Raw genomic sequence first — 26,120 nt, 5'->3', positions numbered from 1 at the left:
TCACGCCCTGATCTGCCCTGTCCGCGTGAACAGGTCAGCGAACGCCGCTCGGAACTCGCGTGGCAGGCCGCGCCGGGCATGGGCGTGGTTTGCCATCCGTCGGGCAACCGGCATCGCAACATCAGGCCGTCCTGCGCCCGCGCATGCCGTGACGACGTCCATTCCCTGCCGCCACCGGTTCACGCTTCCGTCGAGGTCGACGAGGGCGGACACCGCGTTGAGCAGTCCGAACAGCCGGTCCGGCCGCTCGTTCGGCCAGTTCACCAGCGACGGGTCGGCCAGCACCTTGACCGGGTCGGCCAGGTCCGATATTGCCAGCCATGCCAGAAGTTCCGTCGTCGCGCCGTCGCCGACGAGCGCCCTGAGCAGCAGGTCCCGCAGGTCCGCGTCGTGGGCCGGGACGAGAGCGAGAGCGTCGATGGCGTTCGCCCACGACCGCTGGCTCGGCCACGGACCGGACTGGGCTACCAGGTCATCCGGCACGGCGTCGAGCAGGTCGGGACGATGCCGCAGGAACCCTGTGACCAGCGCGACGGCGCGGGCCCGGTCGGCCGGGCCGCCGTCGGTCAGGTACGAGTCCGGGCGCGGCACGGCAACCTGGCTGAACGCTGTGCCCACGTTGCTCAGCCACTCGCCCGAGTCCACATGCCAGTCCAGGTGCGCGAAGCGGTTAGCCACCGGAGCGGGAAGATCGACGCCGTCGACCGCGATGCTGGGCGGGTTCCCGATCGCGACGATCGACACCGACTCGGGCAGCCGGAACTCTCCCACGTAGCGTTCCTGCAAGATCCGCAGGAACGCCTTGAACGTCGATTGGGCCGTGGTGATCTCGTCCACCACGAGCAGCCCTGACTCGGCCTCCGCGAGCCGTACAGCCCACGACAGCGGTGAGTAGACCACACGTCCGCCGTCCTCCATGGGTAGTCCCATGAAGTCGACTGCCTCGCGTGAGGACGCCGAGATCGTCTCGACATGACGGCCCCAGGCCCGCCCGTAGCGCTCGATCTTGCTGGTCTTTGCCTGGCCCGGGTCGCCCATCACCAGGACAGGAACGTTCGCCCGAACGAGCGTGGCAAGCGCCCGCATCATGACCGACGACGTGCTGGACATAGTCACCCCTGATTACCTGGGGCCGTGGATCGGCCCGCTCATCAGGACAGATGTGCGGAAGCCTCCAACACGGCGCCGAGAACGTCATACGGGCCGGTGTGCTCGGTCGCCGGTTTGAGGCGTTCGCGCAGCAGCACATGGACCTGCTTCACGCAGCCGAACTCCGCGGTGTCGCCGTCGGTCAGCACCTCGTAGCCGCCGTCGCTGATGACGACCGCGATGCCATGTCCTTGTTCCCACTCGAGCTGCACGGCGCCCTCTTCGGTCGGGAAGATCCACGGCTCGGGCAGTCGCTCCTGCATGATCCACGTGAGCAGAGGCCGGACCGCGAGCAGCGCAGCATGTGAGACGGGCTCCCCGCGATTCTCACCGAGCCACCCTGATGTCAGCGCCGCGAGTTCTCGCAGCCGTGCTTCGAAATCCCTCATCGTGCTCTCACTCCTTCAGCGGGATCGGGACAGTGCGGATCCAGTCGGGCACGCTCGCGGCCGCATCGTCGGGGGCCGGATTCACGATCGCTGCGATCACCGGCACGCGGGAGGTCTGCCGGGCGGGCCAGGGCGTGTAGCCGTCGGTCATCACGACCACGACGCTCGGGCGCGGACGAGCGGACAGCGCGTGCGCGATCCCCTCACGCATGTCCGTCCCACCGCGCCCCACGGTCTCGGCCAACCCGCTCGGACGGCCGTACCTGCGCGACTCGTGCACGACGGCGTCCACATCGGTGATCACCAGATCCTCGCCCTGCACTCGCATGCGCCGGGCAATCCCGACGATCTCACTGGTGACCGCGTTCAGGTCATCGCTCGACATCGACCCCGACGTGTCACGCACGACATGCACGCGCGGCACGGGGTCCACCAGCGCAGGCAGCACGAGACGCTTACCAGCCCCACCAGGCGCGAGCACCCGTGCCTCGTGACGACGGACGTTACGCCGCCGGTACGACTCCGCCGTCGCCCCCGCCCGAGCGCGCACGGCACCGCGCAGCGTGCGGCCCAAGACCTTTTGCCACGGCACCAGCGGCGGGGTCAGCACGAGGTCAGCGTGCTCGACAAGACCGCCGGGCACGCTCCCGCGCGCCCTGGCCGCAGCCTCACGGATCGCAGCAGCCACGGAGACTCGCACGCGTGCACGCTCCGAGCCCGTAGCGCGCGGCGCCGCGCCGCCCAGATCGTCCTCCTCGCCCAGTTCGCATGGGGCAGGAATACCGCCCGACCCGGAACCGCATCCCGACCAACCGTTACCGTGCCCGACGTCGGACGAGCCACCGGGAGTGCCGCCCTCATGGTGGCTTCGCTCCTGCGGAGCGCCTGCGCCTTGCAGCCGGTCCTGGAGTGACCGGTAGTAGTAGTGCGGCGTCTGGTGGTCGGGCTCGCTCAGGCTCGCAGGAAGGACGAGCCCATACGGGTTGTCGTCGTCGAACATCTCGCAGCCGCCGTCGCGCAGGTCGTCGTTGATCGCGGCGTCGGCCGCGACGTTCCACACATGGCGCATGCCTGGCTCAAGACCGAGGTCCTCGGCAAGCGCGGCATGGTCGGCGAACAGGTGCGAGCACTCGTGCAGGAGTGCCTGGCCGCAGTACCCGGGCCCGAGCGGGACCACCGCGTCGAAGTCGATGTAGCACCGGTGAGCCGCGTCGACGGCGAACGTGCCCAGCCCTGGTGCGTCGACGAAGCGCAGGCTGAACAGCATCGACGCCATGTAGGGCATCCGCTCCAGCGCCAGAGCTGTCCACGCCTGAACATGCGCGACCTGTGCCGTGGTCAACGGCCGGAGGGCAGTACGCAAGGGCGCCGTCATACTGTGCGGATGTGCGGCAGGAGCACAGTTCGCGCCCCGACGTATTCCTCGGTGGGACTCTCCTCGGTCGCTCCGGGAGCCGGGTCGGCGGACCCGCAGGAGGTGTGCCTGAGCCAGTGGTCGTCCAGGTGTCGCGGAATCCGTCAGGTTGTCACCCCGTAGGTCCGCCCAGGTAGTCGCCCAGTTCGACGACCGGCTACGGAGACCAGCGTCGATGCGCGCCTGGTCGACCCAGCTTGAAGTTGATGGCTACAGCCGGGCTTTGAGGAAGCTGCCCAGACACAGCACGGGTGCCACGACGCTCAGCCCTGCCCCGATCAGGACAGCGGCAAGGGAGAGATCGGGGATCCGGGTCAGATAGACCACAGCCATGACCAGATAGGCGATCACCCAAAAGACCAGGACGAACATCAGCCGGTCGCGACGTGCCAGGGGTAGGGGGTGGTGCCGGGCGGCCCACCAGGCGCCACCGAGCGGCACCGCGCCCATGAGGACGCCGAACGCCGCGGCCTGGCTCAGATCGGCGCCGGTCACCGATGCCAGTCGGCCCGCGATGAGCCCGGCGGTCACCGCGAACAACGCCAGCGACACCAGGTAACCGGCCCTGATCCGGGGATCTGTGCGATGGACCAGGATGAACTCGATCCCGGGCGCGACTTCCTCCTGTCGTTTCACGATCTGATCCGGCAGGCATGTGGGTGACCACGCCACGACAACCTCGATCGCTCCGTCGCCGGCAGCGCCGACGATAGCGTCGAGGTCGGCAGCAGAGCCCGGTGGAGCATCAGACCCGGATCGGATGACGCGTACGACGTCGAGCCCGAGAAACCGGGCGTGAGCGCGGCAATCGGACTCCTGACGGTCCGGCGGGGCCTGGCCCGGGGCACGATCGGGGATGTAGATCGCAGCCCTGGTCACGCCAGGAGCCTACCAACGTGGCTCCCACCGTTGAAGCACACTCGAATGCGCCCGAGCACCGTCCTCGGGGACGGCCGCCTTCCTGCCGTTCCGGCGTCCACCAGGGTCCAGAGACCGGGGAACACCTTGGCGGTATCGCGCTCCAGGTCAGGGCACTTGTGTCACCGAGAACCAGGAGCGGCTCAAGCAGCAGCTTGTCGCTGATGTCGGCGAGAAGGAGGAGCGCCCCCAAGGCCGGCGGACATCGCCGGACGACGGCCCGCTGTGGTGTCCAGCCCGTACTCTGTGCTCCCACCGACGTACTGCGGAACCTCGCCGTCCGTAGAACGGGGGCGGGTGGGTCACCTGCTGGGTTGCTCGATCGACAGGAACTGGCTCCGGTGCAGGAGCCCGCCACGTGAGATCCATCCCGGCACGGCGATGTCGTCGCTGTGGGTGATCCGGATCGTCGAAGTGTCCCATGCCGGGAGCCATCCGAATCTTCGGGACCGGGCGATGGTACGGGCCGGGATCTGTGTCGTGACCTGGCCGTGTTCCCGGGTCACGGGCCATCGGCCGGGCCGGGCACGCTGCAACAGCATCACTCCGTCCGGACTACGGGTCGTCCACCAGAACGGGCGGCGGACCACAGCGGAGAGAGCCTCGGCGTCCCGTGCGGCGATGTACCCGTCGGCGACAGAGACCGGACCGTCGGCCGGCGGCAGTGTGCGTGGCATGGCGTTCATCATGACAGTCCTCCAGGACCCGTCGTACGGATGGCCGGGAACGCGAGTGCCTGTCGCGGCCCGGCGATGTCGAAGCTCTGCAGCGCGTCGTACAAGACTTCCAGAAGCGTCTGGAGACGAGCGGGCGCTGCGTCCGGGAGTCGGTGTCGGGCGCCGATCTCGACCTGCACGGCACGGAGTTGCCCCAGGCCTTGTACGGCGGCGGTCACCCGGCGCGCGCTGGCGCCGGTGAACTGTTCGTCGACGTCCACGACCAGGCGCCCGTCGGAAAGGAGCGCGGCGACGAACTGGTGCGGTATGCGCCCGCTGCCCAGGCCAAGCCCGAGGTCCGGCCGTCCCGGCCTGGCGGCCGCGCCGTGAAGATCGATCACGCGTTCGACCATATCGGCCCCGACCAACGCGGTCTTGGCCGGGTGCAGCAAGTCATAGTTCGCATCCGCGCCCGCATCGAGGGTGACCACAGCCCCGCATCCGACCGCCTCCGCGACGGCCAGGGCCAGTCCACCCGTTCCGCGGTCGGCCAGTTTCGTCTTGCCGTCGCGCCGGTGGTTCACGCCGTGCACCGCGGTCAGGATCGTGTCCGGCCTCCTGGTGGCCGGCAGGACGAAGACCCCTTGATGGGGCTCCTCGACTGGCACGAGACTGGTCAGCAGGTCGCGATCGCCGTCGTACCGGTTCGCGGCGAACGCTGCTTCCAGTTCACTCCACCGTGCGACCGTCGGCCGCAGGCCACGCCCCGGGTCAGCGGCAGCACCGGCAGCTACAGCAGGTGCGGGCCGCACAGCCCGCGGCCGATGTTGCTCGCGTTCGGCCTGCTGGTCGGGTGGCGCGTCGGGGCTCCAGGCCCGGCGCCGCGAGTCCGACGGCGCCCGCCACGACCACCCCTCCCCCGACGTCGTAGGGTCTCCGGGTTCGTCCAGGTCGGTCACTGGCCAGTGCAGCACAAGGCTCCCGTGTGGGCGGTGCAGCACTGTCGTCTCGTCGCGCGCGACGACGTCGGGAGCAGGCAGTACCGGGTGCGGCCACCACTCCACGCCGACCTGTCCGCCACGGTGGCGGCTGTCGAATTGCTGGATCGCCGCGCACAGCCGCGCTACGAGGCGCGTGGCGTCCGGTCCTTTGCCCACTGCCCCGAGCTCGACGTCCTGCCCGTCCCGCCGGCGGGTCATCACCGCGATCGAGCCGCCCTCGACGACGCCGGCGAGGAAGGCGTACCGGTCTCCCAGGTCTGCGGGCTCGTCCGCCGAGACCGTGACTGCGCCCGGCGTCACGCAGGTCAGGTACGCCAGCAGGTCGATCCATGTCTCCTGCACGTCGAACCGCACCCCGGACCAGGCAAACTCGGGCATCGCGTTCGGGATCCGTGCGTCGAGCGCGAAGGTTTCCGGGACCGCGGTCTCGAACGTCAAGGTCACGTCCTTGCCGGAGGGACCCAGCACCTTCTGTGCGGGATGCTCGTGCACGCTGCCTCCTTGGGCGAGCACGAAGCCCGCCCACAGGACGGACCGGGCCACGAAACGGTCGCCGTCGCGCACGAGCCCGACGACGCGTTGCAGCCGGGGCCCGGTGCGCAGCGGGACCACCAGGACGCCGCCCTGGGCCAGTGCGGCCAGCCACGCGGGAGGGATGTCGCTGACCGCTGTGGTCACGACGATTCGGTCGAACTGGCCGAAGCCCAGCGCCTGGGTCGCATCGGCCGTGACGACCCGCACCGTGTCCGCCAGGCCGATCCGCATCAGGCCGATGCTGGTACGGGTCGTGACCTCGGGGTCGATGTCGACAGTCACGACCCGGCCGCGGGCTCCCACGATGTGGGCCAGCATCGCCGCGTTCGGCCCGCCGGCGCCGATCTCCAGGACCCGCATCCCGGGCGCCAGATCGGCTTGGGCGAGCATGCCAGCGTGAATGTACGGGGCGGTCAGGGAAGCTGTGCGTCGACCGATCGCGTTGAGGCCGGTCGGTACAGCCCGGTGCACCTGGTAGGCGTCCGCCGCAGGGATGCCCGCGGGGAGGAACACCTCCCGTGGAACCGTCGCGAACGCGCGCGCGATCGCGGGATCGTCCAGCACCCCTTCCGCGGTCATTTCCTCGACCATCCGCCGACGAAGCGCCTCCGGCGAGGAATCGACGACGGTAGTTGGCGGCGTGACCACGACCGTGTCGGGCCTGAACGAGATACCAGCCACGCTCCCGGCGGTGACGTCGCCCTTGAGGTGATACCGGGCAGGGGTGCCGAACTCTTCGAACCGAGGCGTTGCCATCGCGGTATTCCCGTCCTTCTTCGTCTGTGGAGGCGGTGCTGGTGCCCGGCCTGTGGTTCGAGTGACTGTTCCCCCGCTGCCACCGACAGGGTGCCGGATCGGTTGTGCCGTCAGCGGGCCGGCGCGCTGGTGGCCGGTTCGCGGCCCAGGATGCGGTCGGCGAGGCGATGGACGGGCAGGACGAGGTCGTCGTAGCCGTCCAGGTCGTCGCGGCTGAGGATCCGGGCGATGACCAGCAGCTGGGAGAGCTGGCCGTCGGGGGTGTCCAAGTAATCGCGCAGCCGCTGGTGAAGCTGGTCGGCGAGGTCGGGCACGAGCATGGCGTGGCAGTACAACATTGCAGCGTCATACCCGGCCGGCGCGACGCCCCAGCCCTCCCAGTCGTAGATGCCGAATTCCGGCCCGGCGACGTTGGTCCAGGCCAGGTCGGTGTGCGCGGTCGGCCACCGCGAGACGGTCGGGTCGGCCCAGCCTCCGAAGTACCTACGGATCTCGGTGGTGACCGCGTCCTGGTCGTAGAACTCCCGGTCCGTGCGCGTGCCCGGGATCGCCCCAAGGGCCTGCTCGAGGCCGTCGAACCAGCTGCCCGGCAGGTCGGGACCGGTGGTGATGGCGCGTGTCGCGGACACCGGTGCGCCCGGCAGGAGGGTCATCGCCTCGATCCGGAACCACCAGTCCTCCTCACGGATCTCGGTCAGGTCCACCACGACCGGCTTCGGCACGCCGACGACCGCGCTGGCCTCGGCGTTCCCGTTCCAGAGATACCCGGCCGCATCCCCGCGCCGGGGTGGTGAGCCGACGATCCTGAGCCATGCACTCTCACCGCCGCGCCTGGCCGGCGCACCAGCGGTGCGGTCGAACGTGCCGGACTGGATCGGGCCGGTCAGCTCGTAACCCATCTCGCGGGCTCCGGCGCGTAGTCCGTCATGCAGTCGACGGCGGTAGGCGACGTCGCGGAGGTCTTCGACGGTCTCGGTCATCTGAACGTCTCCTTCGTCAGGGCTTCGTCGGACAAGACGATCCCGTCACTGCGGTCGCCGGTCCGGAACAGTCGGTGCACGGCTTCGGGTCCCGGGCAGGGATCATGGCACGGGCCAAGGCGTCGAGTGCGGTGAGCAGTGGTGCCGACAGCAGCCCCGGATACCGTGCCTCTCTTGTGCCAACCCAGAGCAGTCGGTCAAATAGCGCCCTTGTTCCGTCACGCCGAGGGTGTCGCCGTGGATCCGCAGGAGGTGTGTGCCTGACCCGGTGGCCTTCCAGGGGCCGAGGAATCCGAGATCGGTCATGGCGAAGCTGTACCCCGCCGCGGTCAGCGCGTGTTCGACCTGCCGCATGGTCGCCGGGACGGCCGTTGGGAGGTGCGCGGCCAGGCTCGCGGTCGGCCGGTCGCCTATCAGTGCTGGTCGGCGTTGCTCACGGGCCGGATGATGCCTTCGCTGATCGCGTCCGCCAGGGAGAGCCGTTGCTGGTTCGGGCCGAACGGGATCCGCTCGTCGAGAAGGTCTTCCAGGATGGAGTCCGACGCGTTCGGGTCGTCCAGGTAGGTATCCACAGCCAGTGCCATCCGCATGACGATCTTCCGGTAGTGCTGCCGTGTGTCGTCGGGGAGATAGCTGGCCGTCAGGTTGTGCGGGTCAACCTGGATCTCTGCCAGGCGCCGCTTGAGCGCGAGCTTGAACCTGCGTGCCTTGATCTGCCACCGCAGCATCTGCCGCGTGCTGATCTCGCCGGTACTCCTCTTGTCGTGTTGGGTGACCTCCTGCCACCGGACGTCGTTCCTCATGCGGGCGAGGCTGGCGCGGACCTTGTCGGCACCGATGTCGGCCACGAGGCGTTCGAAGGCGTCGTCATCGCGCATCGCTTCCCGGGTCAGTGCGTCGATCATCTTGTTGTTCATGGCGTTCTCCTGCGTGGTGGATGTGCTCCGCGAGCGCGCGTGCTAGCTGACGTCTCAACCGGGAATCTGCGGACGGTCCCGGCCAGCGGCAGCGAGCTCCGGCCCGATCGCGGGCCGGGATGGGCCGTGGTCAAGCCGGTGGGGCCGCCCGACTCGAAGTCCCGGGCACGACAGGTACAAGGCGTTCGGTACCGTCGATCACCGTCGCCGTGGTCGCCCTGGCTGTGGCCGTCGTGTCCCAGTCGCGGATCGGCTCGCGGCTGTCGTCCCGTCCGGCCACAGCGGCCGGGGCGAGGAGCTGTCGCTGGGGCACCGGCTCGGGTTCCACGCCGTCGGCCGCCGCGGGCTCCGGGAACGGATGCTGGGTATCTGGTGGCGTATCCGGTTCACGTGCCGGCTGCCTGGCGCGTTTGGATGAGCTCGCGGGCGCGGACGATGTAGGTGCGCCCCTCGGGATACACCGCGGGCCCTTGCCATGCCTTCTGCTGCGATTCCGTGCAGCCGGTCATCGGCAGCACGGTCCGTTCCTGCGCATCCCACGCCAGGGTTTCGGCCAGTGGATCGGGCTGTTGGTTCTCGGTCGGGCCCTGATATCCGCGCTCGGACGTGTTGTGCGCGACCACTGGTGCTCGGACGCCCAGTTCGATGGCGTGCTCGGCGGCCCGGCGTGCTGCGTGCTGGCCGAAGGTGAGGAGGTCCAGGTCGCGCACCTCCCGGATTCTGTTGCACAGGTTCAGGTCGCGCACGTCCATGGCCGCCTGCCATTCACGCATGTACAGGTCGTCCATACCGGCGCGGCGGAACACTGCCGCAGGATCGAGGTAGACATGCACGGTGTCCGTGCGGTGCTGATGCACCTCGCCGTCGGGCGCGACCAGCGCGACGAGTCTGCGCACGAGTGCTGCGGCGTCGGAATCCGCATTCGCGCCCAGGGCCAGGTCGAGGCCCCGATGTTCCCGACCGCGGCCGTCACCGCACGGGCGATCTCGCCTGCGAACTCAGCCTCTTGCCCGTCGACCAGTGGCATCCTCCCCAGCCCCGTCAGCCCTGCCGTGGTCTGTTTCCGGAGCCGCTCGAGCGACCCTGCTGGACGCGAGCCACCGAAGGCCGACCATACTGCCGTGATCTCGATCCGGTCCGTCATGCCGTGTGTTCCCTTCGCCGGCGCCCCTGCGGTGCCGATCTGAATCTCTCGGTGGACAGCCGCTCTGGCGCGGGCTGATCCGGTCGCTTTCGATGACTATGCGGAGGAGCAGATGCTCGATCGATGGTCAACGAGCGTGTGGTGCTCGGGTCGGTGCCGCCGACGTGGCAGTCGTCGCACTGCTGGCGTCGGCGGCACCGACCTGTTCACCACGTGCCTGTCACAGCTCCACGACCGGTGTGGCGTTGCGTGTGGCGGCCAGGCGGTCCAGCAGCTTGTTGTACGGCGCGAATGCCCTGTTGACCTGGTCGAGGTTGAGGTACCGGGCGGGGTCGTACTGGTGGGACGGGGTGCCCTTTGGCTTGGCGATGACCTCGACCAGGTGCTTCTCGTCGTCGGCGGTCCAGGCAGCTCCGATCGCGGCGTACAGGCGGGGTACCTCCGCGACCGGGTTGGCGGCGAGCTGGTGGTAGGGCACGTCGATGATCGAGGCTGGGGGCAGGTCCTTGCGCAGTTCCAGGCCGCGCTGTACCTGCCCGACCAGGTGGTCCAGGACGAACCTGCCGATCTCCTGACGGTCGACGTCGTACTGGTACAGCCCCCAGAAGGTCTCCACCAGGCTGCAGGCTGAGCCGATGACCGAGACGGGGTCGCGGTGAGTCCACACGAACGTCGCGTCCGGGAACACGCTGCGGATCTTGTCCAGGTCGCCCAGGTATGCCGGGTACTTCAGGACCCACCGCCTCGGCTGGCGCCCGTGCTGGAGGACCTGCAGTCCCAGTTTCAGGTCTTCGTAGTCGCGGGTCATGTCGTGGCTGGCCACCCAGGCGCGGTAGCCGGGCATCAGGCCGTGCAAGGCCTCCCAGTGGCTGCCGTGGACCGGCATCGACTCCTCAGGCCGGTCGGCGTGGATGGGGTGGATGTGCCGGATGTCCGGCGCGAGGCGCTGCATCATGTCGGCGCCCCGCTGGATCTGCTTGGCCACCCGGCCGGCCGCCCGCGGATCCTCGAGGTCCGTGTGCGCCAGCTCCCACATCAGTGGGGCCCGGTGGTGAGGGGAAGCGGACAAGACCCGGTGAGTCAACGTCGTGGCGGTGCGCGGCAGCCCGCACACGATCACCGGGTTGGTGATCGGCTCGTCGGCGACCTCGGGGTGCTCGGACAGCACGCGGTTGATGCGCAGCTTGTTGAGGTACCGTCCCTTGACCTCGGCCAGGGTCAGGGCCCAGCCCAGCGGTGAGAGCCGGGAGATCTGGGCCGCGCCGGCCACGATCTGGCTGAGCTCGTCGGCGAACGGTCGGTCGGCGGATCCGTGCTTCTTCTCGATCTGGGCGGCTGCCTTCGCCCAGGTCCCCTCTGGGTCCGCCTGCCCTTTGATGACCGGGGCGAGGACGGCGTTCAGCATGCGGGTGGTGCGGGGGGTGCGGTTCACAGGTTCTCCTTCTGCTAGATCACTTATTCGGGCAGGACATATCAGGGGCGGGGCATCGTCTCGGGCTGGCGGAGCCGAACCGGCAGGGCCTGCGGCCGGCGGAACCGGATGTCGGGTGCCCAGCGGACCTCCGAAGCGCCGGCGTCAAGTACGGGTTCTACGCGGCGCAGGAGGACCTCGACGGCAGTCCGGACGATCAGGCGGGCCGGCCGCTGTCCGGGGCAGCGGCGTGAGCCCGCACCCCATGCCAGGTGCGCGCGGTTGCCGAGTTCCTCCCATGGGCTCTCGCCGCGGATTTCCGGGTCCGAGGCGGCCGCTCCGGCTGCTAGGAGAACCGCGTCCCCGCTGTTGACCCACGTGGTCTCGCTCAGCAAGCGGCCTGTCTTGAGGGCGAACCGCGGCGCCAGCAGGCTCACCGGCGATGCGTACCACAAGACCTCGTCGAGAGCCTCGTCGGTTCCCAGCCGCCCGCCGGCCAGCCGTCGGCGGAACTGCTGGTCGGTCAGGGCCAGGAGCAGCGTCTGGCCCAGCCATGCCTGCACGCCCCGACTGGCGCCGGCCACCAAGGAAAGCAGACCCCCCACCGCCTCGCGGTCGTCCCCGTACGCGCTGTGTTGTGCGAGCAGGCCGAAGGGGGTGAGCTCGCCGCCGGCGTCGCGCATCACCTGCCCGCTGAGCAGAAAGCTCAGATCGTCAATAATCGACGCGTCCGCTTGCCCGGCGGCGAGGTCGTCAGCGAGCTCGAAGACCTGGCGCCCGGTTTCGAGATCCAGACCCAGGGCCGCGCCGAGGGCGCGGCGCGCCACCGGCACCACGTACTCTGCCATCAGATCGGCCCGCTGCATGGAGGCCAGCTTGTCGACCAGGTCGTCGCACACACTGCCCGTGACGCGCTTGATCTGCGCCGCGTCGACGGCGGCGAGCACCTCCTCGAGCGGGGCACGCAACCGAGCATGAACCGGCCCTGCAGCTGTCTCCACCGTCTGCCCGGCCTCAAGCTGGAACGGCCGCAAGATCGCGGGCAGCGGCCCGTGGCGCTCGCGGTTCCACACGCTGGCGTCGGTGGTGACCAGGCCGGACTCGCGGCCGAGTTTGACGATCGTCGAGTATCCCGTTACGAGCCAGGCGCGAACGCCCGCTTCCACCTCGACGGGGGTGATGTCGCCCCATCGTTTGCGCAGCCCGGTCCAGGCGGACTCGACGTCGGGTGCCGCGAGGACGTCGGCAAGCACCGGGACGTCTGCCGGGCTGTGCAAGTGCATCGGGGACTGGACAAAGGGGGCCATGGCCAGTGAGCCGGGCTCGCTCACGGCCGGGTACGTGGGTGGACTGGGGTAGTCATGCATTCTGGGGGGTCTCCCGGGGGTCAGGTCATGGAGCTGGGGGCCGCGGCTACCTGGGTGAGTGCGGCGTCGAGGCTGCGTGCGGCGCGGTGGGCGAGGGCCAGGACGTGGTCGACGTCCTCGCGTGGGAGCGGTGTGGTCAGGCCGGCGGCGTGGAGAGTCACGACGGCCTGGGCCCGGGTGGTGTTGCTCAGGTGGGGTGCGACCCAGCGCGCCGAGAGGAGGTCTCGGGCCACATACCCGTCGCCGGCGGCAGTCAGAGCAGCGGTGAGAGCAGATCCGACCGCATGGGCTCGGGGATGGTCGGGGTCCATCAGGCCGAGCAACAGCAGGGTCGCGCGGGCGCGGAACACCTCCAGGCCAGGATTCTGGTCCAGGCTGTCGACGTACTGCTCGACCTCGTCGGGCGCCAGGCGGGGCGGGTGGTCGGCGGCGAGCCCGGTGAGACCGGCCAGGATGACAGCCACCAGTCCCTCCCACGGCTCCTGGCGGCGCGTGTGCGCGACCAGGTCGCGCGCGGCGTCGTACTCCGCGGCGCTGATGTGTGCGAGCACGGCGATCTGGCGGCCGTCCAGGAGCCGTTCGCCGACACCGTGGTGCTCGCGAGCCGCCGTGAGCGCCTCGGTCCAGCGTCCGGCCTGCACGAGGGCGTGGCCGCCGTCGGCGAGCAGGACGGACCAGGTGAATTTGGCGAGGGTGGGCAGCTCGTCGGGGGCGAGTTCCGTGATGTCGTAGTCGTGGCCGTCGATTCGGGCGGGCGTGTCGGTGGTGACGGCGTGGTGGAGGGCGGTGAGTATGCGGTGGGCGGCTGGTCCGTCTCCGGCTCGGGTGCGCAGGCGGGCGATGTTGACCAGGGGCTGCAGTGCCCAGGTGGCGTGGAGCTCGCCCAGTGGGGCATGGCGGCGGAAGACGTCGTATTGAGCCGTGCACAGTTCGCTGGCCTGGCGGGCGTGGCCGACGTCGGACAGGAGCAGGGCCGCGAGGTTCAGGGCGCGGGTCGCCGCGGTGATGCGGTCGTTCGCGTCGGGGTGGGTGTCGGCGGCGTCGGCGTGGGTGTCGAGGTCGGTGATGCGGTCGGCTGGCGCCTGGCAGGCTGGCCGGTCGCGTGGGACCAGCGGGAACCAGGCCGGCGCGGCGGCGAGTGGGCTGTCGAGGGTGGTGAACACTGGCGTGATCTCCTCGAGTTGGAGGCGGGATGAGAGGGGGGGTCAGTCGTCGAACACGGCTGCGGCCGCGGCGTGAGCGAGGCGGGCCTGGTCGGTGGGTGAGAGTCCGATCCGGTTCCACGCGAACAGCACGTGGTGGGCCAGGACACTGCGCACGCCGCGCTCGAGCAGGCCGCCGGTGTGGTCGACGCCGATGCTGGTCCCGGCCTGGGCGTAGGCGTCGGCCCAGGGCAGCAGCCAGGACATGTGCCCTTCGTCCAGCACGCGGACTGTGTCGAGCTGAAGGCGGCGGCGCACCTGCGCGACCTCGTCGCGCGTCGGGGCCGCCTGGCCGGGCTGGAAGGCGCGGTGCTTGGCTACCCGGTGCCACACGTCGCCTTGCTCGTACCAGTCCTGCCGTGCGGTGCGCAGCATGAGGGTGCACAGCAGAAGCGAGACCTGGCCGCGCTGATCGGCGGGTTCTGGGCGAGCGTGCCGGTCGGTGAGGTAGGCCAGCACGTGCCGGCTGTCGCGGGTGAAGAGCTCGTGGGCAGTGCGCATCGCGCGGTCCCCGCCGAACGCTCGGTTCTCGGGCTCGTAGGTGGTGACCACCCATTCGGCGAGTACGCCGTCGCCGATCATCCGGTGCAGGCGGTGGTAGAGGGCTGTGGCCTCGTCCGGTCGAGCGTGGAAACGCAGCCTCCACCAGGGGGCCTTGCGGATGAAGAACCAGCTGGCTGGCTCGGAGGTGTCGCCGGACAGCTTGCTGAGGTGGCTGATCGCGGCGGCCTCCCCGGCGGCGCGCTCGGCGAACCGGAGGTTGACCTGATGCCAGTGGGGATGCCAGCGGGCCAGAACGGTGGCCGGTCGGGTCAGTGCAGCAGCAGGCTGGTGTCCCACAGCGCCTCCCGGTGATCGCTCGCGACGGTGTGCAGTGCCAGGGCGGCGCCGGCGACGCCGTCAAGGAACTCGACCTGGCCGATGTCCTCGACGCCGCCGGCATCCGCGCGGTCGTCGAGGTCCCGGTTCAGCCGGGCGGTGAGCCTCGCCACGAGCTGGGGCAGCTCGCCGGCCAGGTCACTGCTGGCGGCGTCGGCGGCGATCCGCCACGTGCACTGCAGGAGACCTGCCAGGCCATGACACAGGCCCGCCGCGGTGATCTGGGCCAGGTGGTTCTGGTCGCGCAGCTCGGCCAGGAGCGCCTGCTCGGCCTGGCCGCGCAACCGGTCGTTGCCGGTGGCCAGGGCGGCCAGTTGCAGGGCCCGCGCGATGCCGGGCGTGCCGTAACACCAACTAGGTGGCTGGCGCCATCCGGGTGGCGGAGCGACGCCGTCGGCCTGTCCGGCGGTCATGGTCCCGGGCCACCAGAGCCCGTCCTCATCCCGCCTGGCCCATCGGTCATACCAGGCACATGCTCGTCCGACGGCGTCGCGAACTTCCCTGAGCGCGGAGTCGGGGAACCTGTCGCCGCGCAGCAGCGCGAGGGACAGCACGCTCACGGTGGCGGCGATGCCGTGGGACATGCTCATGTTGCCGTGACCGTTCGCGTACTCCGGGCTGCCGGCGGTCTCGGCGGTCGGGGCGGTGCGGGTCCACCAGCCGGGTTTTCCATCTGGCAGGGAGCGCGTGAGCTCGGCGAGGTAGGTCAGGGTCTCGGCCGTGATGCCGTGCTCGGGGTGGCGGGTCAGGTGGTAGGCGGCGAGCCCGGATATGCCGCGGATGAGGTCGTACTCCCCCATCGGCGGTACCTCGCCCGCCGCGGCGCGGGCCCGGGCCACACCGAGCCGGGTGCGGGTGAGCCGGATGGTCGCGTCATCCATCCCGGCGAGCGCTCCGGACAGCGTGGTGCCGTCGGTGGCGGTGTGCATCACCAGGCCCAGCGCCGGGGCGCCGAAGAACAGGCTGGCGTTGTGGCCGGCCGAGACCTGCTCGACGGCGGCCTCCCGCAGCCAGTCGTGCGCCCGCGCCCACGGGCCGTGTCCGGTGCGGGCGCGCTCGATGTGCAGCAGCGCGATCCCTGCCGCTCCCCCACCCAGGGACTGGCGCCGAGCGCGCCCGGTCCCGTGCGGCACACCGGCAGGGTCCTGCAGCAGATCGGCGACCGCCGCCGCGGCCGCGAGCGCCGTCGTCCTGGTGGAGGCGGGTAGCCCGGCGTCAGAGCGGCTGAGGGTGGGGGTCATGTGTGGCTCCTTGCTCGGGCGGTCTGGGCTAGGGCGGCGGCGCGGGCCAGGTGCAGAGCGCGGTGTTCGTCGTCAGGTCGCAGGCCGACCATGCGCACCGAGTGCAGGTGCAGCAGGTCCGGGATCCACGCTGCGGGGTCGGTGTCCCGGTTGGTGAGCGCGTTGCGGTAGGCGCGGGCGGCTTTGTCGCGGCGGTACCAGGCGGACACGAGATTGCCTGTGCCGGGCAGTCGGGTGAAGGCGAGGCCGTCGTCGGGGTCGGCCAGGGCGATGGCGTGGGTGCGCGTGTCGCGGTCTGGGGGCGTGTCGGGGGTGCGGGGCGTGTTGGCCAGTAGCCAGTGCGCCCCGGCGGCCGGGCTGGCGGTCATTGCCGCGGCGATCCGGGTGAAGGCCGCGGCGGTCAGCGCGGGACGTGCGGCCCGGTCGTGGCGGGTGGCGGCGCGCTGGAGGCGTGCGGCGGCGGAGTCGGCGGCGAAGAACTCGTGTGCGGCGGCCAGGAGTTCGCCGGTGCCGTAGCGGCCGGTCTCGGGCCGGTAGGTGTCGAGGACGGCGTGGCTGGCCAGGCCGCGCTCGCGCAGGAGCTGGGTCCAGGTGCCGAGGTGTTCCATCCCGTCGGCGAGGGTCAGGTTCTTGCTGGTGGCCAGGCGCAGGCGCAGGTGTGGTTCGGGGTGGGCGTAGGGCAGGAACCACCAGCTGACGCCGTCGGGCAGGTGGGTCAGCAGTGCGGGCAGGTGGTCGACCAGGATGGCGTCGAGCCGGTCGGGGCCGGAGTAGATGTGGGCCGACAGCCACTGGCCGTGGCCGGGCAGGTGCGCGAGACCGGTGTGGAGGCGCTGGCTGGCCGGCAGCCTGGCGGGTGGCGGCGGAGTGCTGGGCTGCTGGGTGGCGAGGGGGACGACGATCTCGTGGGGGCGGCCGTCCAGCCAGCCGAACGCGTCCGGGTCAGGTGCTTCGACCAGGCGGGCGGATCCATGGCGGGCCAGGTGGGTATGCAGCAGGTCCTGGTCGGTGCTCGCGTCCAGGTCCAGGCGCAGGCGCCGGTCGTCCTCGGCCAGCAGCACTGCGGTCGGGAGCATGTACTGCTCTCGCCAGCGGGCAAGCTCCTGCCGCCACCGGTCACCGGGCTCGGCAGGCAGGTCGTCGGCATGCAGGCGCCAGCGGGCCGGGGACAGGATCGCTGTGCCGTGGCGCAACCGCGGCAGGAACGGCAGATCGACAGCAGCCCCCCAATCCAGCAGGTCACACGGCGCTGAGCGGCCGGTACTGATCTCGCACAGGAATCGCGCCAGGGGGTGTGCGGCTCGGGTGAGCTCGATCGCGGTGACCGTCGTCGGCTCCACCGGCACCGCCTCGTCGTGGCGCAGCCAGACCAGTCCTATCCGGTCGACGTCGGCGGTGACCGCGAGGTCCTCCAGCAGGATCTGCTCGCCGCCGTCGGATGCTGGGCTGTCGGGGTGGATGACGTGGTCGAGCACCTGTCCGCTGCCGGTGATGTTCAGGGTGCGCAGGTTCAGCGGCCCCACGGCCACCTGCGCTCGCAGCGCACCGGCCTCGAGCGTGGGTAGTGCGCGCATCGCCGCGCGAGCGCGGTCCCGGTCGGGCTCGGTGAGCAGGTGCCAGAACCGTCCGGTGGTGGTCCCCGCGGCCCGGGCGGCGCTGGTGACCAGCAGCGTGAAGTCGCCGTCGTCGATGGCCGCGCGGCTGGGTGCGTGCAGCTCGAAGCGCAGCTCGGTGTGCGGCTGGACGGACTGCGGGTCGGCGACGGCCAGGTCCTGCAGGAGGCGCTCGTCGAGCTCGACCTCGCGGGAGCGGGCGAGCGCGGCGTGCTGGGCCAGCCGCATCAGCACCCGCTCGCGCTCCAGGGGCCCCGTCCGGGACAGGGTGATGCGCGTGCCGACGTAGGTGGCTGGATAGCCGAGCCCGGTCTCTCCCAGTAGGTCGGCCAGGGGCACGACGGCGCCGGGCCCGTACCGCTCCAGGAACCGGCCGTGATAGTCCACCCAGGCGGGCATGCCTGCCGGATACGAGGTCAGACGTGTCAGCAGATCGGCCGCCCGCCCGGCCTGCTGAGCGACGTGTCGCGGCAGGGTGACATACGCGTCGGCGCGCACATCCACGCCCACAGGCCGCTCCGCGGGTGCGAGGGCGCGCTGCCGGGCGGCGATCGCCCGCCACGTACCAGCCGAGGTGGCCTGGACCGGTGCGGGCCGGGTGTCGGTGGCGAGGGCATCGAGCGCACCGACCAGGGGCGCGACCGACGGCAGGTCGCGTGCGCCTGCGACCTCGAGCGCGGCCATCAGGTCGCCAAGGGGGTCGGTCGACGACGGGTTGGGGCGCAGGCTGGTGGTCAGGAAGCCTTGCCGCACCAGCGTGGTAAGCATCGTTTCGACCACGCCCGCACGCGCATCGGGAAAGTCCTGCATGAGCTCGCCCGTCACCTGCTCGAACAGAACAGGCTCTCGGGCAGCCCGCATCGCGATCACGACGGGGCCGGTCAGCGCCGCCGAGACCTCGCGGGTACCGCCCCGCGTCACGGTAGCGGGCCGGTGTCCCAGGACGAGCCGGCCATCGCGCACGACGGCCAGCTCGTTGGCCCGCACCGGCAGCCGGCGCAGCAGCTCTGGGTACCGCTCCAACCGGTCCACGACGTCGGTCAGCCACACCCCGTCGACGCGTGGAACACCGACATGGTCACTCCCCGCGGCCACGCTGGCGGCCTCGGTGAAGTCGACTGGCGCGACCCCGGCGAACAGGCCGAACGGCGTCGCGCGCGACTGTGCCCGGCGCGCGTACCGGGCCACCGCGCGCGCCACCTTCGCCGTATCGGCATCGCCGAGCGTCTGGGGCTGGGCGAGCAGGTGGCGCACGCGGGCGGCCAGGTCGGGGCTGGCCAGCTCCACCGCCGCGGCGAACGGCCCGGTCCAGACCTCCTCCAACCAGGCATGCACGTCACCCCGCGCCACGCTCGAGGCGGGCGGGGGCGGGACATGGCCAGGAAACAGAGGCAGGCGGATCATTGGCAGACCCGTGGCGGTGAAGGTCATCGGAAACCTCGTCGGTAGGGTGCGTGGACCCCGAGAAACAGGGGCGCGTCCTCGGGGGGCCACGCGTCAGGGGCGGCGAACTACTTGCAGGACGTGCAGGCGCTCTCGCAGGTCGTCCCGCAGTTGTCGTTGGTCAGGCTGAACAGGTCCTCCACGTCCGGTCCGCTCTCGATGACGGTGATGTCCAGGTCGAACCCTCCTTCCGCGGCGGGCGGGACCTGGGGGAGGCCGAACGCGGTGTCGGCCTCGGGGCGGGACATCGCCAGAACCATGGCTGGGTTTCCTTCCTTCTTGGCGGTCAGGCGCCGGTCGGCGCCTGGGTCGCGGGCCAGGAGATGGCCACACGGGTGCGGGGCCGTGCCAGCACGGCCGTGTGCTCACCGGACAGGAGCTGGTCGCCCGGGGTGTCGGCCGGGTAGATGTCGATCTGCGCCCCGTGGCTGGTGCCGTCCCACGAGGCCACCAGCGCGGCGAACCTGTCGGCCAGCTCGCGTGCGGCCGGGCCGTGCCCGACCCCGCCGAACCGAAGCTGGTCGTCGGTGTTGTCCAGCGTCAGGTAGGCCAGCGACGTGCCGGTCGCATCGAGGATCACGGGCATCCCCAGCCCCCAGGCGTGCCGGACCACGCCGGCGTCCCGCGCGGCGGCGGTCGCGGTCATCAGACCGAACCGCCCCGGCGCGTTCGCCAGGAGCCACATGTGCAGGCCGTCGAAACGTTCGACGTCCACCGGCGGCGCCCACGCGACGACGCCGCTGGTGCCCAGTGCCTCGGCAAGGGAGCGCTCGTCGGCGCGCACGTCCGCGTCGGTCAGCAGCTGCACACCCTCGGCCAGCTGCAGCAGCCGCTCCTCGGGGCTGGCCACCCCGCGCATCGGCACGAAGTGCGACAGCTCGTACCGGCCACCGCGCAGGCGCTCGCCGTCGCGCTGGAGCACCACGACCCGTGTCGTGCCGCTCAGGCGCAGCGGGACCACGATCCGCCCGCCCGGAGCGAGCTGCTCGACCCACGCCGGCGGCAGGTCGGCCACCGACGTGGTCGCCATGATCAGGTCGAACGGACCGTAGGCCGGCACCCCACCATCGGCGTCGGCCAGCACCACGTGCACGCCGCCGTACCCGGCCTCGGCCAGGTACCGACTGGCACGGTCGGTCACGCGCTCGTCGATGTCCACGGTCGTGACCTGCCCATCCGGGCCGACCATCTCCGCCAGCAGCGCGGCGTTGTAGCCGCCGCTGCCGATCTCGAGCACGCGCTCGCCCCCGGCCGGCAGGCCCAGCTCCAGCATCATGGCCTGGACGTCGACGGCCGAGATCATCGACACCGCCGTGCCCGACTCATCGCTCGTGCTGTGTAGCACCCGGCCGGTCTTGTACGCGTCAGCCAGAGAGTCATCCGGTCCACGGAACGTGTGCCGCGGCACCGTGCGCAGCGCCTTCTCAACTCCCGGCGACCGCACCGTTCCGTTGCTCACCAGATCGTCGACCATCTCGGCCCGCAGCACCTCCGGGTCCTCGGCCGTCTCGTTCACCGTCGTCTTGCTCGTCATGTCGTGCCGCTCCTTCCTTGACGCTCCTCGAGCGCCGGTTCGATCTGCTTGGACTGCCTGCCTCGCGGAGGCCGATCACACCGTGAACGTCCCCTCACTCCGCCACCCCGGCTGCCTGTGATGGACGATCCCTCGCTAGGCCTTCAGCGGGATCACCCTGGCCGTGCCCAGGCCCCACACGCTCCTGGTAGGCGTCGATCCGGGTGCGAGCTCCGCGCGGGTCGTTGACCACTCGACGCTGGTACTGCTCCTTCTGAACGGCGCCGCCGGCCAGAAGCGCGATGTCGGCCAGCGCATCGGCCGGTGTGACGGGCACATGCAAACCATCGCGAACCTCGTCCCCACCGATCTCATTACGCACCGTCTGCTTGATCTGCAGGGCTTCGGCGATCGCGTGCTCGCCCCCGTGCATCACCAAGACCCGCACCAGTCCCCCGGTCAGGTACTCGGTCGATGCCTTCAAGAAGTCGCCGCACGCGAAGGGGGTCAACCGCACGACGTCGTTTGCTCGCAACCGACGCGTCACGTCCTTCACGATGCGGAACCTGCCTCGCAGGTGCGCCCTGATCGGAGCATCAGGGACGCCCGGCTTGATCATCGCCACGGTCAGCCGCTGCGGAAGCGACCACTCCATGGCAGGGGACGTGAAGGTCCTCGCCCACTGCTCGAAACACCCGCACGAGACGGTCGACACCGCCGATGGCAGAAACGAGCTGGCTGCCTCGCGGCATGATCTGCACGTGCCCTCCATGGCGCTGTCCGGCAGCAGGCGTCCATCGGAGCGCACCGCCACCCACCAGGCATCCCAGCCGCCCGGCACGTTCTCCCACGGCACCTCCTGGCCCCGCAGCATGGCCTCCAGCCCCAGGCCCAGGAACGCACTCAGCCGCCGCGGATCCGCCGGCGCCTGGCCGCCGACCGACGGTGTGTCCGTTGAGGCGTTCATGTGCTGCTCCTTGGTCCGTCGGCGTGCTGTGTGGTGGTGCTGACAAGTTCGGGGCCGGGCCGGCCGCCGGGATCTGTCAGGTCCAGTTCCACGGCCGTGCCGCCGGGTGAGGCTGTCCATTGGGCGTTCCCGACGGCGATGTGCCGGAAGAGTCCGGTCGTGACGATGGCCTGTTCGACCATCTCGATGGTGAGGTCCGCGCCGCCGGGCAGGTCACAGATGCGGCGGGCGCCCTCGCCGGTGGTGGTCCACAGCTCGCAGGAAGTAAGCCGCCGTCCGTGACTGGGCTCGGCGCGGATCACGACGGGCACGCTTTTCAGGTCGAGGCACATCAGGCCCAGCCGCAGCAGCTCCGCAAGGCGGCCGATCTTGCGCTCCGTGCGGCGGCGGATCATCGCTGCCCCCTCATCGGTCGGCGAACGTCCAGCAGGTGTGTCGCGGGGGTCCTGGCGTCCTCGCGCCAGAGGGGTTCCGCGTCCTTGGTCAGGTCGACGCTGCATCCTGTCGCTACGACCGCGAAGACAACGTCCTGGCGCGTTTCCTTGCCGGTCACGGCGATGTCGTCGCGTTGGACCAGAGCGCCCTGGGGGTTGGTCGACCACAGCTGGCAGGCCGTCAGATGTTCCTGGGGGTCATCGGCGCAGGTGACGAGGATGACCATGTGCCGACCGGGCTCAAACCACATGTCGATGGCCTGGGCGAGTGCGTCGGTGAACCTCATCGGGCGACCACCGCCAGCGTGCTCTCAGCGGTGAGGATCGAGTCCAGCACCGCCGCGGCGCCGTTCTCCTCGAGAGTCCCGGTCACCTCACCCGCAGCCGCGCGGACCGCCTGCGGCGCGTGTCCCATCGCCACCGCGCGGCCGCCTCCGGCCCGGGCCCACTCGAACATCGGGAGGTCGATCTGCCCGTCACCGACGACCACCACCCGCGCCCTGGACACGCCCAGCTTCGCCCGGACAGGCTCGAGCGCCGTCGCCTTCGACACGCCGTTCGGGGTGACGTCGATCGAGTCGGGCGAGCTGGCGCGCGCCGTCACACCCAGCTCCCACAGGTGCTCTAGCAGCTCGGCCGCGACGCCAGGTGCTCGCAGGATGAGGCGTGGGGTGCGGGCAGCCATCAGATCGGTGAGCGGCAGGCGCATCTGGTTGCCGTTGATGGCGCCGTCGGGGAATCTGTCCGTGACAAAGTAGCCCCACCCGACCTCCTCGATGGCAATGCGTGCACCGGGTTGGCGCGCGCAAACCAGCTCGATGATGGGACCCGCATCGAACATCTCGGCGGAGACGACCTCGTATCCACCGGGCATTCGGGGGTCCAGCAGCGCTGTCACGGCGCCGCTCGACGCCACGACGAAGGCTTCGGTCAGCTTGAGCCGCTCGGCCACCGGAAGGATGCCGGCCAGGGAACGCCCGGAGGCAAGAACGACATCGTGGCCCTCAGCACGCACGGCTGCCACGGTCGTGATCGTCCGGCTGGGCACCTGGATCGACCCCTCGCGGGTCACGGTGCCGTCGATATCGAGCGCCGCCAGCATCGCGTCGCTCTGGTGGTGGGTCTGGGTAAGCATCATCGTGTTCCGTCCGAGGTCCGCACTGCGCCTCCGCGCGACAGTGCATGGGAAAGGTCGGTCGCCGTCTCCAACGGCGTCCTGGTGGTGGTGCCAATCACGTGGCAGGCGGCACCATGCGGCGTGAGTTCGGCCATGAGTCGGTTGCGGGCCGCGGCGATGCTGGTTTCAGCTGGCAAGATCACGGCCTTCGCCTCGTGAAGCAGCGCGGCCGCGACGAGCTCACTGATCGTGAAGCCATCCCGGGTATCGACCAGGACGCTAGCCAACGCGAAACCCTCCTCACTCGCGTGGTCAGCCACGGCCTGGCTCTGCCGGTCGCGGGCCTCGGCCTGGCTCGCGCTGACGTACCCGAGCGCCAAGGGTTTGACCCCACTCATGCCGTCCCCCCTGTTATGGCGGGCGGGATCGAATGGTGAGCCTCGCTACCGCGTAGGCGCTTGGAAGCTCGGAGGTAGCTCACACACGCGGAGCGCAGCCACCCGCCCCCCATGCACGGTGCGGTCGTAGTCGTCGCGGCGCTCATGCCGGACCTGCCTGGATTGGAACCCGCTTGAGAGCCTCCACGAACTCGGCGGTGGGGCGCACCGTAACGGTGCACCACACCACCCCGGGCATACTCCGCGGGACACGGGTCCAGCCATCCCAGGTGAGTGAGCCGCGATCGGGGTCCGGAATGAGACCGAGGTCACCGGCCAGGAGACGTGCACTGACCGTGTCGGCAACCTCGACGCTCACGGCCGGGAGGCGGTCGCCGCAGACCGTGGTCGGGGCAGAGACGAGGCGTAGTTCGCACACGGTGAGATCCGCGTCGCTGCGGATCTTGGACATCAGGTCGGTCGCATGCTCCATGGTCGCCCCCGTTCCGGCATGGCTGCTCAGTGTGGTTGAGAACGTGCCGTGAGAACCCCGTCGAGGTTGCAAACTTTCTCCGCGACTTGGGCGGCGTCCTGAACTGGGATGATGCGACCCCGGCGGCGGAAAGTTGCGGCTCTGCCAAATTCTCGCGCCAGCGCGCGCGGGTTCGGAACGGCTCATCGCCGCGCTCCGGGGGACAGCAAGCGGGAGTGGACGTGCACTTCCATACCATCGAGACGCCCGCACCACTCACGCTGTGGCGGGATCAGGTGCATGTGCGGTGTCGAGTCGGTCAGCCCGAGTCGACGCGCCACCTCGTCGCCATCGGCGAGGCTCCGAGGGCGGATCTGCACGATCCCGGTACCGGCCACGGTAACCGCGGCGATCGGGATCCCGACGTCGGCAAGCATCCGTGTCGCGGCGACCAAGGCCCGCACGACGTCACCGGGAACGGTCGTCTTGCGCCCGCCCAGTTCTCCTGACAGGTCGGCGCTGCTCAGCGGTCCCATGCGCGCACCGCCAGAAGACAGGCGCACGCGCCGATCACCGTGTACACCAGCGTCCACAGCGCCAGTTCGACGCTCAGGCCGCTCACTAGGCCTTCCATGGATCCGTCTCCTCTCGTCACCGACGAGTCGACTCGGGGCACCTACCTGTAGTCCATGTAGCACTTGTAGTGACAAGCGAGACTGTTTCTACAGGGACTACAGTTGGTGTGTCAACAGACAGAGGAGAATCGGATGTCCGTCGAGGCGAAGCATGAAGTGCTGACAGAAGCCATCCGGCAGCGCATCGATGCTGGCCAGTACGACGGTGAGCTCCCTTCCGAAGCGGAGCTCATCGAAGAGTTCAAGATCTCCAGGACTACCGTGCGCCGAGCGTTCACCACGCTGGAGAACGAAGGGCTGATCGGAGTACAGGGAAGAGCCCGCCGACGAGTCTTGAAGCGAGAGCGCATGTCCTGGCCGATGTCCTCATGGGAAAAACCCAACGCTCATACCGCTGAGGCCGATGCGTGGGCGATGGCTGTCCGGGCACAGGGAGGAACGCCACACGCTGAGGTTTCGGTGCGCATCGAGGAGGCATCCTCGGGCGTGGCTAAGGCACTTCAGATCGATCCTGGCGACCAAGTCGTGGCCCGACGTCGGACACGATTCGTTAACGGCGAACCCCACCAGCTCGCCGACAGCTTCTTCCCGTTCTGGATCGCCGAGGAGCACCCGATCTTTCTGCAACCTGGAGACATCAGTGCGCCGGGCGGGATCCTCGCTCACGTAGGCCTTGCGCAGGCGCGGTGGGCCGACGAGATCAGCGCGCGGATGCCTACGCCCGAAGAAGCCCGGTCGCTCAAGACCGGACGTGGAGTACCGCTGATAGTGCACAGCCGCACCGGGTTCGACCAGCACAGTCGACCGGTCCGCCACATGGTCACGCTCATGGCATCCGACCGCGTCCACATCACCTACGAGCTCGAGCCATGAGCCATATGCGACTCCGGCGCTGCCGAGACGATGACCGCGCCGTCATCCATGCCCTTCGTGACCAGGTCGAAGTCTGGCTCGCCGAGCACGGCTGGCCGGACCAGCAAGGCCCGCACTGGTCGAAGCTCGCGCACCAAGCAATTGATCGGCTCCTGGACCAAGGCCGATTCGTCGCACTCACTGAGGGTGAGGCACTCCTTGTTGTCGGTGCCCTAGCCCCACCCGACGAGGACTTCTGGACGGAAGCGGATGACCTGGACCAGGCCTGGTACCTGGCTCGCGTCATGTCGGCGACCCACGGAGAGGGATACGGTGCACTCTTCATCGAGATGATCGCAGCAGCAGCGGCCGGTGCTGGACGATCAGCCCTCCGCCTGGACTGCATGCGCGACAACACGCGGCTCCATTCGTACTACCAGTCGCTCGGCTTCGAGCTCGTGCGCATTGTCGAGCACCCCCATCGCATGTCGGGCGCTCTTTTCGAACGGCGCCTCGAGAACGTGCTGCCTCCGTCCTGGAACGGCGTGCCGCCCAACGCCAGCAGAGCCCTTCCGATGCGTGAGACCCATACCTCCCTGCCAGGCATGCCCCCGCATGCGGTCCGTAGCCACTGACAGAACTCCGCCGCCGGACAGGTCACGGAGCCAGCACGAGAGACTGTCTCGCCCCGGGTTAGATGGAGACATCGAACACCCGGAAGTTGAGGAATGATGGCGGC

The 26,120-nt window shown here is 70.0% G+C and carries 26 protein-coding genes; 2 read left to right on the top strand and 24 right to left on the bottom strand.

Annotation, left to right across the window (positions count from 1 at the left end; all coding sequences use genetic code 11):
• The 24 genes from ACYVK5_RS25340 to ACYVK5_RS25225 all read right to left on the bottom strand — a co-directional run bounded on the left by ACYVK5_RS25340 (position 1) and on the right by ACYVK5_RS25225 (position 24,430).
• Positions 1-1,110, bottom strand: coding sequence for an AAA family ATPase (locus ACYVK5_RS25340; protein ID WP_460709098.1), 1,110 nt, complete (start codon positions 1,108-1,110; stop codon positions 1-3).
• A gap of 41 nt (positions 1,111-1,151) precedes the next feature.
• A complete protein-coding gene (locus ACYVK5_RS25335) occupies positions 1,152-1,538 on the bottom strand; it encodes a hypothetical protein (protein WP_460708966.1) in 387 nt (128 codons plus the stop codon).
• Between the two features lie 7 nt (positions 1,539-1,545).
• Positions 1,546-2,880: a vWA domain-containing protein gene (locus tag ACYVK5_RS25330; RefSeq protein ID WP_460708965.1), complete on the bottom strand. Its 1,335-nt coding sequence runs from the start codon at positions 2,878-2,880 to the stop codon at positions 1,546-1,548.
• 282 nt (positions 2,881-3,162) lie between these two features.
• Complete coding sequence (locus tag ACYVK5_RS25325; RefSeq protein WP_460708963.1) at positions 3,163-3,588, bottom strand: hypothetical protein; 426 nt, start codon at positions 3,586-3,588, stop codon at positions 3,163-3,165.
• 584 nt (positions 3,589-4,172) lie between these two features.
• Positions 4,173-4,547, bottom strand: a complete 375-nt coding sequence (locus ACYVK5_RS25320; RefSeq protein ID WP_460708961.1) for a hypothetical protein — start codon at positions 4,545-4,547, stop codon at positions 4,173-4,175.
• An 8-nt stretch (positions 4,548-4,555) separates the two neighbouring features.
• On the bottom strand, positions 4,556-6,817 hold the full coding sequence (locus ACYVK5_RS25315; RefSeq protein WP_460708959.1) for a class I SAM-dependent methyltransferase: 2,262 nt from the start codon (positions 6,815-6,817) through the stop codon (positions 4,556-4,558).
• Between the two features lie 110 nt (positions 6,818-6,927).
• On the bottom strand, positions 6,928-7,797 hold the full coding sequence (locus ACYVK5_RS25310; protein WP_460708957.1) for a hypothetical protein: 870 nt from the start codon (positions 7,795-7,797) through the stop codon (positions 6,928-6,930).
• 413 nt (positions 7,798-8,210) lie between these two features.
• Positions 8,211-8,714, bottom strand: a complete 504-nt coding sequence (locus tag ACYVK5_RS25305) for a hypothetical protein (protein ID WP_460708955.1) — start codon at positions 8,712-8,714, stop codon at positions 8,211-8,213.
• 386 nt (positions 8,715-9,100) lie between these two features.
• Positions 9,101-9,610: a hypothetical protein gene (locus ACYVK5_RS25300; RefSeq protein WP_460708953.1), complete on the bottom strand. Its 510-nt coding sequence runs from the start codon at positions 9,608-9,610 to the stop codon at positions 9,101-9,103.
• A gap of 468 nt (positions 9,611-10,078) precedes the next feature.
• Positions 10,079-11,290, bottom strand: coding sequence for a sulfotransferase family protein (locus tag ACYVK5_RS25295; protein WP_460708951.1), 1,212 nt, complete (start codon positions 11,288-11,290; stop codon positions 10,079-10,081).
• 41 nt (positions 11,291-11,331) lie between these two features.
• Positions 11,332-12,600: a cytochrome P450 family protein gene (locus ACYVK5_RS25290; RefSeq protein ID WP_460708949.1), complete on the bottom strand. Its 1,269-nt coding sequence runs from the start codon at positions 12,598-12,600 to the stop codon at positions 11,332-11,334.
• 56 nt (positions 12,601-12,656) lie between these two features.
• Positions 12,657-13,799 carry a hypothetical protein gene (locus ACYVK5_RS25285; protein WP_460708947.1) on the bottom strand — a complete coding sequence of 381 codons (1,143 nt, stop codon included), beginning with the start codon at positions 13,797-13,799 and terminating at the stop codon, positions 12,657-12,659.
• A gap of 42 nt (positions 13,800-13,841) precedes the next feature.
• A complete protein-coding gene (locus tag ACYVK5_RS25280) occupies positions 13,842-14,678 on the bottom strand; it encodes a thiopeptide-type bacteriocin biosynthesis protein (protein ID WP_460708945.1) in 837 nt (278 codons plus the stop codon).
• Entirely contained in the window at positions 14,651-15,958 is a 1,308-nt protein-coding gene (locus ACYVK5_RS25275) for a lanthionine synthetase C family protein (RefSeq protein WP_460708943.1), read from the bottom strand. The genes ACYVK5_RS25280 and ACYVK5_RS25275 overlap by 28 nt, the downstream gene beginning before the upstream one ends.
• Positions 15,955-19,002, bottom strand: a complete 3,048-nt coding sequence (locus tag ACYVK5_RS25270) for a lantibiotic dehydratase (RefSeq protein ID WP_460708941.1) — start codon at positions 19,000-19,002, stop codon at positions 15,955-15,957. Before ACYVK5_RS25270 ends, ACYVK5_RS25275 begins: the two co-directional genes overlap by 4 nt.
• A gap of 80 nt (positions 19,003-19,082) precedes the next feature.
• A complete protein-coding gene (locus tag ACYVK5_RS25265; RefSeq protein WP_460708939.1) occupies positions 19,083-19,274 on the bottom strand; it encodes an FxLD family lanthipeptide in 192 nt (63 codons plus the stop codon).
• A 26-nt stretch (positions 19,275-19,300) separates the two neighbouring features.
• Positions 19,301-20,548, bottom strand: a complete 1,248-nt coding sequence (gene fxlM, locus ACYVK5_RS25260; protein WP_460708937.1) for a methyltransferase, FxLD system — start codon at positions 20,546-20,548, stop codon at positions 19,301-19,303.
• 94 nt (positions 20,549-20,642) lie between these two features.
• Positions 20,643-21,494: a hypothetical protein gene (locus tag ACYVK5_RS25255; RefSeq protein WP_460708935.1), complete on the bottom strand. Its 852-nt coding sequence runs from the start codon at positions 21,492-21,494 to the stop codon at positions 20,643-20,645.
• Positions 21,491-21,889, bottom strand: coding sequence for a hypothetical protein (locus ACYVK5_RS25250; RefSeq protein WP_460708933.1), 399 nt, complete (start codon positions 21,887-21,889; stop codon positions 21,491-21,493). The genes ACYVK5_RS25255 and ACYVK5_RS25250 overlap by 4 nt, the downstream gene beginning before the upstream one ends.
• Positions 21,886-22,215 (bottom strand): hypothetical protein, encoded by a 330-nt coding sequence (locus ACYVK5_RS25245; protein WP_460708931.1) that lies wholly within the window; start codon positions 22,213-22,215, stop codon positions 21,886-21,888. Before ACYVK5_RS25245 ends, ACYVK5_RS25250 begins: the two co-directional genes overlap by 4 nt.
• Positions 22,212-23,063 carry an HAD hydrolase family protein gene (locus ACYVK5_RS25240; RefSeq protein ID WP_460708929.1) on the bottom strand — a complete coding sequence of 284 codons (852 nt, stop codon included), beginning with the start codon at positions 23,061-23,063 and terminating at the stop codon, positions 22,212-22,214. The genes ACYVK5_RS25245 and ACYVK5_RS25240 overlap by 4 nt, the downstream gene beginning before the upstream one ends.
• Positions 23,063-23,443: a hypothetical protein gene (locus ACYVK5_RS25235; RefSeq protein ID WP_460708927.1), complete on the bottom strand. Its 381-nt coding sequence runs from the start codon at positions 23,441-23,443 to the stop codon at positions 23,063-23,065. The genes ACYVK5_RS25240 and ACYVK5_RS25235 overlap by 1 nt, the downstream gene beginning before the upstream one ends.
• Before the next feature lie 142 nt (positions 23,444-23,585).
• Entirely contained in the window at positions 23,586-23,915 is a 330-nt protein-coding gene (locus tag ACYVK5_RS25230) for a hypothetical protein (protein ID WP_460708925.1), read from the bottom strand.
• A gap of 182 nt (positions 23,916-24,097) precedes the next feature.
• Complete coding sequence (locus ACYVK5_RS25225) at positions 24,098-24,430, bottom strand: hypothetical protein (protein WP_460708923.1); 333 nt, start codon at positions 24,428-24,430, stop codon at positions 24,098-24,100.
• A 231-nt stretch (positions 24,431-24,661) separates the two neighbouring features.
• Between ACYVK5_RS25225 and ACYVK5_RS25220 the strand changes: the two genes are divergently transcribed.
• Together ACYVK5_RS25220 and ACYVK5_RS25215 are read left to right on the top strand one after the other, a co-directional pair.
• A complete protein-coding gene (locus ACYVK5_RS25220; protein WP_460708921.1) occupies positions 24,662-25,402 on the top strand; it encodes a GntR family transcriptional regulator in 741 nt (246 codons plus the stop codon).
• Positions 25,399-26,016, top strand: coding sequence for a GNAT family N-acetyltransferase (locus ACYVK5_RS25215; protein ID WP_460708919.1), 618 nt, complete (start codon positions 25,399-25,401; stop codon positions 26,014-26,016). The genes ACYVK5_RS25220 and ACYVK5_RS25215 overlap by 4 nt, the downstream gene beginning before the upstream one ends.
• Positions 26,017-26,120: the final 104 nt, after the last annotated feature.

This window comes from Myceligenerans halotolerans, assembly GCF_054782975.1.
Note: the sequence above shows the minus strand (reverse complement) of the source record. Positions and strands in the feature narration are given on the sequence as shown.